The organism is Streptomyces sp. NPDC023157 (assembly GCF_055560575.1).
This window is the reverse complement of sequence record NZ_JBVHIL010000004.1, coordinates 206993-220193: the sequence shown is the minus strand read 5'-3', so window position 1 is coordinate 220193 and position 13201 is coordinate 206993. Positions and strand designations below refer to the sequence as shown.

Sequence of the window (13201 nt, the reverse complement as noted above, 5' to 3'; positions counted from 1 at the left end):
CCCGCAGGGCGGTGACCAGGGGTCAGAAGCGGCGGGTGATGAGCGCGCGCTTCACTTCCTGGATCGCCTTGGTGACCTCGATGCCACGCGGGCAGGCGTCGGTGCAGTTGAACGTCGTGCGGCAGCGCCACACGCCGTCCTTGTCGTTCAGGATCTCCAGGCGCTGCTCGCCCGCCTCGTCACGCGAGTCGAAGATGAAGCGGTGCGCGTTGACGATCGCGGCCGGACCGAAGTACTGGCCGTCGTTCCAGAAGACCGGGCAGGACGACGTGCACGCGGCGCACAGGATGCACTTGGTGGTGTCGTCGAAGCGCTCGCGGTCCTCGGCGGACTGCAGGCGCTCGCGGGTCGGCTCGTTGCCCTTGGTGACCAGGAACGGCATGACGTCCCGGTACGCCTGGAAGAAGGGGTCCATGTCGACGACAAGGTCCTTCAGCACCGTCAGGCCCTTGATGGCCTCGACCGTGATCGGCTTCTCGGGGTTGATGTCCTTGATCAGCGTCTTGCAGGCGAGCCTGTTCTTGCCGTTGATCCGCATCGCGTCCGAGCCGCAGATGCCGTGCGCGCACGAGCGGCGGAAGGTCAGCGTGCCGTCGACGTCCCACTTGATCTTGTGAAGGGCGTCGAGCACACGCTCCTTCGGGTCGATCTCGATCTGGAAGTCCTCCCAGACCGCGGCGTCCGACACCTCGGGGTTGAAGCGGCGGATCCGCATCGTGACCGTGATGTACGGGGAGGCGGCGGACTCCGCCTCGACCTTGTCCAGTACGGGGGTAGCCATCAGTACTTACGCTCCATCGGCTGGTAGCGGGTCTGGACGACCGGCTTGTAGTCGAGACGGACGGTCTCGGAGCCGTCCTCGCCGACCTCGCGGTACGCCATGGTGTGGCGCATGAAGTTGACGTCGTCGCGGTTCGGGTAGTCCTCGCGGTAGTGACCGCCGCGGGACTCCTTGCGCGCCAGGGCCGAGACGGCCATGACCTCGGCCAGTTCGAGCAGGTTGCCCAGCTCGATGGCCTCCAGCAGGTCCGTGTTGAAGCGCTTGCCCTTGTCCTGGATGGACACGTTCTCGTAGCGCTCGCGCAGCTCGGCGATCTTCTCGACGGCCGTCTTGATGGTCTGCTCCGTACGGAACACCATCACGTTGGCGTCCATCGTCTCCTGGAGCTCGCGGCGGATGTCGGCGACCCGCTCGCTGCCCGTGGAGGTGCGCAGCTTCTCGATCTGCGCGACGACGAGGGACTCCGGGTTCTCCGGCAGCTCGACGTAGTCGTGCTTGGCGGAGTACTCGGCCGCGGCGATGCCCGAGCGCTTGCCGAAGACGTTGATGTCGAGCAGCGAGTTCGTGCCGAGACGGTTGGCGCCGTGCACGGAGACACAGGCGACCTCGCCGGCCGCGTACAGACCCGGGACGACGGTGGTGTTGTCCGACAGGACCTCACCCTCGACGTTGGTCGGGATGCCGCCCATGGCGTAGTGCGCGGTGGGCTGGATCGGGATCGGGTCCGTGTAGGGCTCGATACCGAGGTAGGTGCGCGCGAACTCCGTGATGTCGGGCAGCTTGGCGTCCAGCTGCTCCGGCGGGAGGTGCGTCAGGTCCAGGTAGACGTGGTCGCCCTCGGGACCGCAGCCGCGGCCCTCGCGGATCTCCGTGTAGATGGAGCGGGAGACGACGTCACGGGACGCGAGGTCCTTCATGACCGGCGCGTACTTCTCCATGAAGCGCTCGCCGTCCTTGTTGCGCAGGATGCCGCCCTCACCGCGGGCGCCCTCCGTGAGCAGGATGCCCATGCGCCAGATGCCCGTCGGGTGGAACTGGAAGAACTCCATGTCCTCCAGCGGCAGCCCGCGGCGGTAGCACGCGGCCTGGCCGTCACCGGTCAGGGTGTGGGCGTTGGACGTCACCTTGAAGAACTTGCCGGTGCCGCCGGACGCGTAGATCACGGCCTTCGCCTGGAAGATGTGGATCTCGCCGGTGGCCAGCTCGTAGGCGACCACACCGGCGGAGTGCTTGACCCCGTCGACCTCGACGATGAGCTGGTCCAGGACGTAGAACTCGTTGAAGAACTCCACGCCCTCCTTGACGCAGTTCTGGTACAGCGTCTGGAGGATCATGTGACCGGTGCGGTCCGCGGCGTAGCAGGACCGGCGGACCGGGGCCTCGCCGTGGTTGCGCGAGTGACCGCCGAAGCGGCGCTGGTCGATGGTGCCGTCCGGGGTGCGGTTGAACGGCAGGCCCATCTTCTCCAGGTCGAGGACGGCGTCGATGGCCTCCTTCGCCAGGATCTCGGCGGCGTCCTGGTCGACCAGGTAGTCACCGCCCTTGACCGTGTCGAAGGTGTGCCACTCCCAGTTGTCCTCCTCCACGTTGGCCAGCGCGGCGGCCATGCCGCCCTGCGCGGCGCCCGTGTGGGAGCGGGTGGGGTACAGCTTCGTCAGCACGGCGGTGCGGCTGCGCTTCGTCGCCTCGATGGCGGCGCGCATGCCGGCGCCGCCGGCGCCGACGATGACGGTGTCGTACTTGTGGATCTTCATGACGTGGTTACCTCAGCCCCGTGCCTAGCGGATGTTCGGGTCGAAGGTGAAGATCACCAGCGTGCCCAGAAGGATGGTGAACACCGTGGCGGTGTACAGCAGGCCCTTCAGCCACAGACGCGTGTTGGCGCGCTCCGCGTAGTCGTTGATGACCGTGCGGAGGCCGTTGGCGCCGTGCAGCATCGCGAGCCACAGCATCAGCAGGTCCCAGACCTGCCAGAACGGGGACGCCCAGCGGCCGGCCACGAAGGCGAAGCCGATCTTGGAGACGCCGCCGTCCAGGAAGAGCTGGATCAGCAGGTGGCCGAGGACCAGGACGACGAGGACGACACCCGAGAGGCGCATGAAGAGCCACGCGGCCATCTCGAAGTTGCCCCGGGTCGCCCGCGGGGTCTTGCCCGTGCGCTTGCGGGGGGCCTCGATGTACGGGGCCGGGTTGTCCACGCCGTAGGCAGCGCCCTCGACGGGACCGATGGCGGAAGTGGTGTCAGCAGACATGTCTGGCGTCAGCTCCCGAACAGTTCACGTGCGGCGTGGCCGAGGACGGGGTACAGGGAGCCCGCCATCAGCACGACCCAGATGCCCACGACGGTCCAGAGCATCTGCTTCTGGTAGCGCGGGCCCTTGGACCAGAAGTCCACGGCGATGACACGGAGACCGTTCAGCGCGTGGAAGAGGATGGCGGCGACGAGGCCGTACTCGAGGAGTGCGACGATCGGCGTCTTGTACGTCGCCACGACATCGTCGTACGCCTCGGGGGAGACGCGGACGAGAGCGGTGTCAAGGACGTGTACGAACAGGAAGAAGAAGATGAGGACGCCGGTGACTCGATGAGCCACCCAGGACCACATTCCTTCCCGGCCGCGGTACAGCGTTCCAGCCGGCACGGAAAAACCCTCCGGGAGCGGGGATCAGGGCCGGCCGGCTTCTCTGTCGGTCTGGCCCGGCCGGGTACGGTCCACCGGCCCCGGTCATCGTAGCGACGAGTTGTCGGTTCGCTCGCGCGGGGTCCATAGGTGTGATCAAACAGGCACGGACGGGCTACCGACCGGGCCGCCATCCAGGCCCTAATCGCCGCATTTGGGGCGCTCGTGGAGGAATCGAGAGCACCTCGGGGGCGAATCGCGGGCGGAGTCACCCGCCTGCGACCGAACGGGTGAGCCGGGTGCGGGCCAGCCGGCGCAGTTCCTCGGCGGCGACCACCCGCTCCTCCTCCCTATCGTTGCCGAGACGTGACCGGATCCCGGCGAGGACCCGGTCGAGCCGCTCGCCCGCGGGGACCCCGTCCAGGCTGATCAGGAAGGCGTGCCCGAAGCCGCTCTCGTACGCGGCGTGCGCGGCCCGCAGCGCCGTCCGCGCGGCCGGCGGGGCGTCCGGGTGCGGCAGCACGGGGGTCTCGTGGGAGAACGCCTCGTCCAGGTCGGGACCCGACAGGTCGTAGCCGGCCTCGTCGGCGGCGGCGAGCAGCGCGTCGAGGGTCGGGTACGGGCGGTGCGCGGCCACCCGTTCGGCCCAGCGCCGGCTGCCACAGCAGCGCAGCAGCAGGGCCTCGGCGAGGGCGTGCGGGGCCGCGTTGAAGCCGGTGAGGCCGCCGGGGTGCCAGTGACGCGCCGCCTGGGCAGGTATGGCGGGGGAGCCCAGGGTCCGGGAAGGTGCGTGAGTGTCGCTGGTGCTGGTCAGCAAGGACTCCGGGAACGAAAGCCGTGGGGTGGATGTGACGCCACGCTATCGGCGGGACGGGGGAAGTGTCCGACGGATGCGCGAATTTCACCTGGACGAGTGGTTTCGGGTCAGGCGACGACAGAAGACCCGGGATGCCATGAAACGCGCGGTGAGGGAGGATTCCGAGTGATGCGGTACTCCATACGGGGGCCCCTCAGGGGCCCCGCACTCCTTGCGGCCGCGGTGGCGCTGGCCACCGTGACGGCCTGTTCGAGCGGTTCCGGCGGCGGTCCGCCCGCCGCCTCCGGCACGGGCACCACGGCCACGGCCACCGCCCCCACCACGGCCCCCCAGCCCCCGCCGCCGAGCCCCACGCCCAGCAGGACGTATCCGCTCTCCACGGCCCCGCTCACCATCCCGGCGGTCCGCTCCCACCAGGCGGCCCGCGGCCCCGGCTGGAAGCCCGGACCGGACACCGGCGTCGTCGTCGCCGCGCAGGACGAGGGCGCCCTCGCCGACGAGGCCCGGCTGATCGCGGGCGAACTGCGCGTCCCGTACCGCGGCACCGCCGCCGCCCGCCCCGGCGACGTCTCCCTCGCCCTCGGCGGTCAGGGCGACGCCGAGTCGTACACCCTCGCCGTCCAGGGCGGCGGGGTCCGGATCACCGGCCCCGGCCAGGCGGGCGTGTTCTACGGCACCCGCACCCTGAAACAGTCCGTCGGCTCCACCGGGGCGATACCCGAGGGCGTGATCACCGACGCGCCGGCCAAACCGCAGCGCGGGCTCATGGTCGACATCGCCCGCAAGTACTTCAGCGCCGCCTGGATCGAGGCCCGGGTCCGCGAGATGGCCGACCTCAAGCTGAACCAGCTCGGCCTGCACTTCTCCGACGACCAGGGCTTCCGCATCGCCTCCGACAGCCACCCCGAGATCGTCTCCGACCGGCACCTCAGCAAGGCCGAGGTGCGGCGGATCGTCGACCTCGCGGCGAGCCTGCACATCACCGTCGTCCCCGAGATCGACTCGCCCGGGCACCTCGGCGCGGTCATCGACGCGCACCCGGAGCTCCAGCTGGTCAGCGCCACCGGGCGCACCCCGCGCGGCGCCGTCGACATCTCGAAGCCGGCCTCCGCGAAGATCGTCGACGAGCTGCTGCGCGAGTACACCGGCCTCTTCCCCGGCGCCTACTGGCACCTGGGCGGCGACGAGTACGTGGCCCTGATGTCGAAGAACCCCGAGGCGAGCTACCCGCAGCTGGCCCGCGCCGCGACCGCGCGCTACGGCGCCTCGGGCCGGGTCCAGGACCTCGCCACCGGCTGGCTGAACGACCGCGCGGCGGTGGTGCGGCCCACCGGCAAGGCCCTGCGCGCCTGGAACGACGGCTTCTACCCGGGCGGTGTGACCTCCGCCGACAAGGACCTCCAGGTCGCCTACTGGACCGGCAGGGAGATCGGCGCGCGGCAGCCCGTCTCCTACCTGAGCGCGGGCCGCAAGGTGCTCAACTACAACGACGAGTACCTCTACTACGTGCTCGGGCAGCCCAACGACTTCACGTACCCGACCGGCCGCCGCATCTACGAGCAGTGGACCCCGCTCGTCCTGCGCGGCACCGCACCGGTGCCCGCCCGCTACGACCCGCAGATCCTCGGCGGCAGCTTCGCGGTCTGGTGCGACCTCGCGGGCGCGCAGACCCAGGCGCAGGTGGCCGACGGCATCCGGATGCCGCTGACGGCGACGGCGCAGAAGCTGTGGGACGCGCGGAGTCCGGCGCTGACCTGGGACCGCTTCAAGGCCCTGGCGGGTCAGGTGCGCTGAGGGACGGGGTACGGTCCTCCCCGCCGCGGCCGCACGGCCGCGCCGGCGCCTCGGGGAGGGGCGTCGTCCGTTTCCTGGGGGGATCCGTCCGCACCATGCTCCGCAATCCCAACGGCCTGTCCGTGGCCGTCGTGTCCCTGCTCGGCGCCACCGCCGTCGCCGACGTCGGCAGCCTGATCGCCACCTCCGCCGTCCGCGCGGACCTCACCGGCCCGCTGGCGGACCACCCCGACCCGGAGGGGTACGCGGGCAGCCTGGGCACGGTCGTGGCCTGGTCGGCGCAGGGCCTGCTGCTGCTCGCGACCGCCGTGCTCTTCGTCGTCTGGATGTTCCGGGTACGGGGCAACGCCGACGTCTGGGCGCCGGACCTCCAGCGCCGGGCGAAGGGATGGATGATCGCCGGCTGGCTCGTCCCGATCGTCGCGTTCTGGTTTCCGCGGGGGCAGATCGTGGACATCTGGCGGGCGAGCCGCCCCGAGCCGTACGGGCCGGACCGCGGGGGCGAGTTCACCCTGATCAACTTCTGGTGGCTGTTCTTCCTCGTCTCCCGGATCACGACCGAGGTCGGCAGCCGGATCTTCGAGGACGCGCGGACCGTGGACACGCTCGTCGCCGCCACGCAGTGGATCCGGGTGGGCGACGCGCTCGACCTCGTCGCCGCCGCCCTCGCGATCCTGCTCGTCCGGCGTCTGACCTCTATGCAGCACCGGAAGGCGACTGGCATGATTCCGGCCGCGTAGTGACGGAAAAACGCCGCACGACGCAGTAGTGGAAGTACTGCGTCCGCATCGGGTGGCGAGGAGCGTCCATGACGTCGGCGACGAGCACGGGCCTGCTGGAACTGATCGACCGGGCCGACGAACGGAGCCTGGCCGTCGCCGGGCTGGCCTGCCTGGACCGCTGTCTGCCGCTGCTCGCGCCCGCGGGCGCCGAGGTGCTGCGGCCCGTGTGGGCCGCGGTCGCGCGCGGCGACGGCGGGGCGTGGGGCGAGGCGGTCGGCAAGGCCCGGGCCGAGCTGGACGGCGCGGGCGGCGCGGCGGCGGACGACGGCGGGGTCGTCACCCTGGTGCGCGTGATGCTCGACGGCCTTCCCGCCGAGTGGGCCGAGGGGCCGCTGCGGGAGTGGGCCGGGCGGTGCTCCGTGACCGCGCTGACCGTGCACCGCCTGTACGACGCGAACGAGGACGGCCCGCTCCACGCGGGCGAACTCCGGCGCCAGCAGGCCGTGCTCGAAGCCGCCGCGCTCGGCCCGACGGGGCTGCGCCGGGCCCGGGAGCTGTCGACCGAGGGCGGCCGGGTGCTGCGGGCGGTCGTCTCGCGCTGGGCGCGTACCTCTTGAGACAGGCGGCCGGACCCCAAGGGCCCGGCCGCCTATTTCCGTACCAGGTGCTCAGGCCTCCTGCTCCGGCTCCTCGATCCGCAGCGACGCGATGGCCTCGGTGATCTGCTGTTCGGCCACCGCCTTGTCGAGGCCGAGGCCCGCGAGCGTGCCCTTGCCGTCCTCGAACTCCATGAGGGCCAGCAGGATGTGCTCGGTGCCGACGTAGTTGTGGCCCAGCCGCAGGGCCTCCCGGAAGGTGAGCTCCAGGACCTTCTTGGCGTCGGCGTCGAACGGGATGAGCGCGGGCCGCTCCTCCACCGCCGGCGGCAGCGCGGGGGTGAGGGCCGCGCGGAGCGCGTCGGGGGTGACGCCCTGGCGGGTGATCCAGACGGTGGCGATGCCCTCGGGCTCGGCGAGCAGGCCGAGCGTGAGGTGGGTGGGGGTGATCCGGTCGTTGCGGGCGTTGTTGGCCTCGTTCTGGGCGCCCACCACGACGTTCCGGGCGCGGGGTGTGAACCGGCTGAAGCCCGCGCTCGGGTCCATCTTGGTCGCGTCGCCCTCCTTGTCGTCCTTGGGGACGAAGCGCTTCTGGGCGGCCTGCCGGGTGACGCCCATGCTCTTGCCAATGTCGGTCCAGGAGGCGCCCGCGCGCCGGGCCTGGTCCACGAAGTGGCCGATGAGGTGGTCGGCGACCTCGCCGAGGTGGTCCGCCGCGATGACCGCTCCGGAGAGCTGGTCGAGGGCGTCCGGGTGGGACTTCTTGATCGCGTCGATCAGGTCGTCCAGCCGCACGGGGTTGCTCACGCCGAGTGGATTCGTCATGAGTGCAACCCTAGGTTGACAGTCCGAGGGTGTCAACCGTCGGTTGACAGTCACCGGGCAAGTGTCGGGCAAGTGGGCGGCCGGGCGTGCGGGCGAGCAGGCGGGCAAAAGGAAAAGGCGCCCACGAAGGGCGCCCGGAAAGGAAGACGACCGGGGCCGCCACCCCCCACAGGAGAGGCCCCGGTCGTCGTCCGCGGAGCCGCAGCACGGCCCCGTACTCCTAACAGCGCCGCCTCCGCGATTTCTGTCACACCAGAGGAGCACTCCTCGCCGTGCCCCGTCGCATCCCGGTCACACCCCGCCCTCTCCGACAGAAGTTGCACGCTGTACAAAGAGCGGACCCGCGTGGACGCGGCGCCCGAAAAGGACGTAGCGTTCTGCTGCGCCCGGGCGGCGCGCGGTGACGACCAGCCGCGATGGCGCGACGACGAACAGGTGTGGGGAGTGCTGGGGGACGACGCGGAGCTGACCGCCGCAGTGCTCGCCGCGCAGAACGGTGACGAGGACGCCTTCCGGGCCGTCTACCGCGCGGTGCACCCCCGGCTCCTCGGCTACATACGCACGCTGGTCGGCGAGGCCGACGCCGAGGACGTCGCCTCGGAGAGCTGGCTCCAGATATCCCGCGACCTCGACCGCTTCGCCGGCGACGCCGACCGCTTCCGGGGCTGGGCCGCCCGCATCGCCCGCAACCGCGCCCTCGACCACCTCCGGATGCGCGGCCGCCGCCCCGCGATCGGCGGCGACGAGACCGAACTCACCGACAAGCCCGCCGACTCCGACACCGCCGGCGAGGCGCTGGAAGCCCTGGCCACCGGCCGCACCATGGACCTCATCGCCCAGCTCCCGCAGGACCAGGCCGAGGCCGTCGTCCTGCGCGTCGTCGTCGGCCTGGACGCCAAGAGCGCCGCCGACACCCTCGGCAAGCGCCCCGGCGCCGTCCGCACCGCGGCCCACCGCGGCCTCAAGAAGCTGGCCGAACTCCTCGGCGCGGCGGGCGTCACGGACCCCGAGGACCCCGAGGCCGACCCCGCCGGCCCGCTGGACGGCGTACCTCCGCAGCGCGGCCGCCGCCCAGGGGCCACGACCCCCGGCGGTGTGACGCAATCGCGCGCGCGGACGCAGAAGGACATGTGATGGCCGACGAGCGGTACCAGTGGCTCGACCAGGAGGCCGCGGAGCGGCTGCTGCGCGGCGAGCCGGTCGACCCCGCCGACGACACGGCCCGCGCGCACGCCGAACTCCTCGCGCGGACCCTCGACTCCGCCCGCACCCCCGTCGCCGCGCCCGGCCCGGACGGCGAACTCCCCGGCGAGGCAGCGGCCCTGGCCGCCTTCCGCAAGGCCACCGCCGAGCGCGCCGCCGCGGCCACCGCCGCCCGCTACGCGACGCCCGCCGGACCCCCCGCCGCACCCGAACTCGGCACCGTACGGATCGCGCCCGCCCCCTCCGGGCCCCGCTGGGGCCGCTCCCTGCGCTACGGCCTGGCCGCCGCGCTCGCGGCCGTCACCGTCGGCGGGGTCGCCGTCGCCGCCGGTACGGGCATGCTGCCGCTGACCGGGGACCCCGCGCCCGCCCGCTCCGTGAGCGCCGTCGACACCCCGGACGGCCCCGGCTCCACCGGGCCCGCCGACTCCGGATCGCCCAGCGGTGGCACGGGCTCGGCGATCCCCTCCGTGCCCCTGGACCGGGAGAGCGGCACCGCCACCCCCGGCGCCACCGACGGCCCGGCGACCGCCACGGCCGGACCCGGCGGCGGCTCCGCGTCCCCGGACCGGACCGCGGCCGGCAAGAGCGGCGGCGACGACGCCGAACGCAAGAAGACGCTGAAGGCCTGCCGTGAGTTCCAGGAGGGCAAGCTGGCCGACAGCGGCCGGCAGCGGCTCCTGAGCGCGCTCAAGAACGGCGAGACCGTCAAGCGCTACTGCACCCGCGTCCTCTCCGGCACCCCCGCCACCGGCTCCACCGCCACCGGCCGCACCCCTTCGGGCGGCGGCGCCGACGGCGACACGAACAAGGGCGGCGGCTCCGACTCGGGCGGCTCGGACGGCGACGACAAGGGTGACCGAGACGGCGACAAGCACCGGCCCGGAGCCCCCGGGAAGTCCGACGGAAAGCCGGACGCGAAGCCCGGGAAGAAGCCGGTCGAGAAGCCCGGGGGCACCGGCGAGAAGCCCGGCCGGAACGGCTCCCACCAGTAGGTGTGACACTTTTCGACCCGCCGGCGCAGTACTGAATGAGCCGACTGGTCATCGGCGAGCGCAACGAGCCGGGGTTCCCCCCGTACCTTCGGCTCAGCGCACCGGCGCGGGTGGGACACGTTCCCCCGGTCCCACCCGCGCCCCTTCCTCTCTCAGCCCTCGGCTACCAGTGCACGACGACCTTGTCGCCCGGCCGCACCTGGTCGAACAGCTCCGACAGCTTCGTCTTGTCCCGTACGTTGACGCAGCCGTGCGAGGCGCCGGCGTAGCCGCGGGCCGCGAAGTCCGCCGAGTAGTGCACCGCCTGGCCCCGGCTGAAGAACATCGCGTACGGCATGGGCGTGTGGTAGATCGTCGACGTCCACTTCCGCGCCTTCCACTCGACCTTGAACAGGCCCTCGCGGGTCGGGGTGTTCTCCGAGCCGAAGCGCACGTCCATCGACGAGACGACCTTGCCGTCGATCATCCAGGCCAGCGTCCGGCTCTCCTTGCTGATGCAGAGCACCCGCCCGGTCATGCAGCGCGGGTCCGGGGTGTCCAGCTTGTTGGTGGTGGACGGCTTCAGCTCGTCGGCGGTCGGCTTGTGCGTCATGGCGACCAGCTTCTGCCAGGTCAGCTCGTCGACCGAGCCGGTCTGCGGCAGCCCCCGCTTCTTCTGGAAGGACGTCACCGCGCCCGCGGTCATCGTCCCGTAGAAGCCGGTGGGCGCCCGGTCGAACCAGCCGGCCTGCCGCAGCCGCGCCTGGAGCTCGCGGACCTGCTCGTTCTCGTCGCCGTCGCCCATCAGGGCCTTGGGCGCCGGGGTCCCGTCGGTGGCGGAGGGTGCGGGGGACGACGGCTTGTCGTCCGACGACGGGGTCGCCGAGCCCGCCGGGGGAGCGCTCGTGACCGCGGCCGGCGGCGCCGTCGTGCCGCCCCCACCCGTACCGCCGGAACCCACGGCCTGCGGTCCGCAGCCGGCGAGGAGCGCGACGGCCGCCACTCCCCACGCCACTCTGCGGATGACCACGCCGCGTATGACGGACGATCGCTTCATCGGTGCCCCCCGGGAAAGTCGTGTGTACCCAAGGGATGATTCCCAGCCGCGCGCGGTTGCGCACGTGACCGAATCGAGACGGGCATGCTGTGAGGAAGGTCCCAGCGGGCTGCTCTCCTCCCTGTCGTACGGCCGGGGTTACAGTCCGTCGCGACGGGACCGTACCGCTGAGTAGCAAGCTGATCGGGAGGCACACCACATGGCGCGCGAGTCGGAGTCGGGGCTGCCCATCGAACCGGTCTACGGACCGGACGCCCTGGACGGATGGGACCCCGCCGAGAAGCTGGGCGAGCCGGGCGCCTACCCCTTCACCCGCGGTGTGTACCCCTCGATGTACACCGGCCGGCCCTGGACCATGCGTCAGTACGCCGGTTTCGGGACCGCCGTCGAGTCCAACGCCCGCTACAAGCAGCTCATCGCCAACGGCACGATGGGCCTGTCCGTCGCCTTCGACCTGCCCACCCAGATGGGCCACGACTCGGACGCGCCCCTGGCGCACGGCGAGGTCGGCAAGGTCGGCGTCGCGATCGACTCGATCGACGACATGCGGGTCCTCTTCGACGGCATCCCGCTCGACAAGGTCTCCACGTCGATGACCATCAACGCCCCCGCCGCGCTGCTGCTCGTGCTCTACCAGCTCGTCGGCGAGGAGCAGGGCGTGCCGGCCGACCGGCTGACCGGCACCATCCAGAACGACGTGCTCAAGGAGTACATCGCCCGCGGCACGTACATCTTCCCGCCCAAGCCCTCGCTGCGGCTGATCGCGGACATCTTCCAGTACTGCAAGGCCGAGATCCCGAAGTGGAACACCATCTCGATCTCGGGCTACCACATGGCCGAGGCCGGTGCCTCGCCCGCGCAGGAGATCGCGTTCACGCTCGCCGACGGCATCGAGTACGTCCGCACGGCCGTCGCCGCCGGCATGGACGTGGACGACTTCGCGCCCCGCCTCTCCTTCTTCTTCGTCGCCCGCACGACGATCCTGGAGGAGGTCGCCAAGTTCCGCGCCGCGCGCCGGATCTGGGCGCGGGTGATGAAGGAGGAGTTCGGCGCGAAGAACCCCAAGTCGCTGATGCTCCGCTTCCACACCCAGACCGCCGGCGTGCAGCTCACCGCGCAGCAGCCCGAGGTCAACCTGGTCCGGGTCGCCGTCCAGGGCCTGGCCGCCGTCCTCGGCGGCACCCAGTCCCTGCACACCAACTCCTTCGACGAGGCCATCGCGCTGCCCACCGACAAGTCGGCCCGCCTCGCGCTGCGCACCCAGCAGGTCCTCGCGTACGAGACCGACGTCACCGCCACCGTCGACCCCTTCGCCGGCTCCTATGTCGTCGAGCGGATGACGGACGAGGTGGAGGCCGCGGCGCTGGAGCTGATGGCGAAGGTGGAGGACCTGGGCGGCGCCGTCGACGCGATCGAGCGCGGCTTCCAGAAGAGCGAGATCGAGCGCTCCGCGTACCGCATCGCGCAGGAGACCGACAGCGGCGAGCGGGTCGTCGTCGGCGTCAACCGCTTCACCGTCGACGTCGAGGAGCCCTACGAGCCGCTGCGGGTCGACCCGGCGATCGAGGCCCAGCAGGCGGACCGCCTGGCCAGGCTCCGCGCCGAGCGCGACCAGGCGGCCGTGGACGCGGCCCTGGCCGAGCTGCGGAAGGCCGCCGAGGGGACGGACAACGTCCTCTACCCGATGAAGACCGCCCTGAAGGCGCGGGCCACCGTCGGCGAGGTCTGCGACGCGCTGCGCGCGGTCTGGGGCACGTACGTCCCGACCGACGCCTTCTGATCTTCCGGCATACGGAACCCCGAGGCGGCTCC

The 13201-nt window shown here is 71.6% G+C and carries 13 protein-coding genes; 6 read left to right on the top strand and 7 right to left on the bottom strand.

From position 1 onward, the window contains the following. Positions 1-22: 22 nt before the first annotated feature. The 5 genes from ACZ3ZE_RS15955 to ACZ3ZE_RS15935 form a co-directional block, all read right to left on the bottom strand. Positions 23-781, bottom strand: a complete 759-nt coding sequence (locus ACZ3ZE_RS15955; protein WP_329423332.1) for a succinate dehydrogenase iron-sulfur subunit — start codon at positions 779-781, stop codon at positions 23-25. Next, positions 781-2535: a succinate dehydrogenase flavoprotein subunit gene (sdhA, locus tag ACZ3ZE_RS15950; protein WP_361175706.1), complete on the bottom strand. Its 1755-nt coding sequence runs from the start codon at positions 2533-2535 to the stop codon at positions 781-783. The genes ACZ3ZE_RS15955 and sdhA overlap by 1 nt, the downstream gene beginning before the upstream one ends. A 24-nt stretch (positions 2536-2559) precedes the next feature. Beyond that, complete coding sequence (locus tag ACZ3ZE_RS15945) at positions 2560-3033, bottom strand: succinate dehydrogenase hydrophobic membrane anchor subunit (RefSeq protein ID WP_046908506.1); 474 nt, start codon at positions 3031-3033, stop codon at positions 2560-2562. Between the two features lie 8 nt (positions 3034-3041). Continuing rightward, the gene (gene sdhC, locus ACZ3ZE_RS15940) at positions 3042-3422 is read right to left on the bottom strand and encodes a succinate dehydrogenase, cytochrome b556 subunit (RefSeq protein WP_123954581.1); all 381 of its coding nucleotides are present in this window, start codon (positions 3420-3422) and stop codon (positions 3042-3044) included. A 247-nt stretch (positions 3423-3669) separates the two neighbouring features. Next, a complete protein-coding gene (locus ACZ3ZE_RS15935; protein WP_442305020.1) occupies positions 3670-4218 on the bottom strand; it encodes a 2-oxo-4-hydroxy-4-carboxy-5-ureidoimidazoline decarboxylase in 549 nt (182 codons plus the stop codon). A gap of 168 nt (positions 4219-4386) precedes the next feature. Here ACZ3ZE_RS15935 and ACZ3ZE_RS15930 point away from each other — a divergent pair, with 168 nt between their 5' ends. From ACZ3ZE_RS15930 to ACZ3ZE_RS15920, 3 genes are all read left to right on the top strand, one after another. After that, positions 4387-6012 (top strand): beta-N-acetylhexosaminidase, encoded by a 1626-nt coding sequence (locus tag ACZ3ZE_RS15930; RefSeq protein ID WP_363290964.1) that lies wholly within the window; start codon positions 4387-4389, stop codon positions 6010-6012. Positions 6013-6107: 95 nt separating this feature from the next. Then, positions 6108-6752, top strand: a complete 645-nt coding sequence (locus ACZ3ZE_RS15925; protein ID WP_361175713.1) for a DUF4328 domain-containing protein — start codon at positions 6108-6110, stop codon at positions 6750-6752. A 68-nt stretch (positions 6753-6820) separates the two neighbouring features. Next, complete coding sequence (locus tag ACZ3ZE_RS15920; protein WP_361175716.1) at positions 6821-7351, top strand: hypothetical protein; 531 nt, start codon at positions 6821-6823, stop codon at positions 7349-7351. A 51-nt stretch (positions 7352-7402) separates the two neighbouring features. Here the strand turns inward: ACZ3ZE_RS15920 and ACZ3ZE_RS15915 are convergent, their stop codons facing one another. Continuing rightward, positions 7403-8155, bottom strand: coding sequence for a Clp protease N-terminal domain-containing protein (locus tag ACZ3ZE_RS15915; protein WP_361175719.1), 753 nt, complete (start codon positions 8153-8155; stop codon positions 7403-7405). Positions 8156-8599: 444 nt separating this feature from the next. On the opposite strand from ACZ3ZE_RS15915, the gene ACZ3ZE_RS15910 reads away from it, so the two are divergent. Next, positions 8600-9289: an RNA polymerase sigma factor gene (locus tag ACZ3ZE_RS15910; protein ID WP_361625551.1), complete on the top strand. Its 690-nt coding sequence runs from the start codon at positions 8600-8602 to the stop codon at positions 9287-9289. Beyond that, a complete protein-coding gene (locus ACZ3ZE_RS15905) occupies positions 9289-10353 on the top strand; it encodes a hypothetical protein (RefSeq protein ID WP_467259437.1) in 1065 nt (354 codons plus the stop codon). The genes ACZ3ZE_RS15910 and ACZ3ZE_RS15905 overlap by 1 nt, the downstream gene beginning before the upstream one ends. Positions 10354-10516: 163 nt before the next feature. Here the strand turns inward: ACZ3ZE_RS15905 and ACZ3ZE_RS15900 are convergent, their stop codons facing one another. After that, a complete protein-coding gene (locus ACZ3ZE_RS15900) occupies positions 10517-11389 on the bottom strand; it encodes a L,D-transpeptidase family protein (RefSeq protein WP_361175725.1) in 873 nt (290 codons plus the stop codon). A gap of 199 nt (positions 11390-11588) precedes the next feature. On the opposite strand from ACZ3ZE_RS15900, the gene ACZ3ZE_RS15895 reads away from it, so the two are divergent. Beyond that, entirely contained in the window at positions 11589-13169 is a 1581-nt protein-coding gene (locus ACZ3ZE_RS15895) for an acyl-CoA mutase large subunit family protein (RefSeq protein WP_361625479.1), read from the top strand. The last annotated feature ends 32 nt before the right edge of the window (positions 13170-13201 follow it).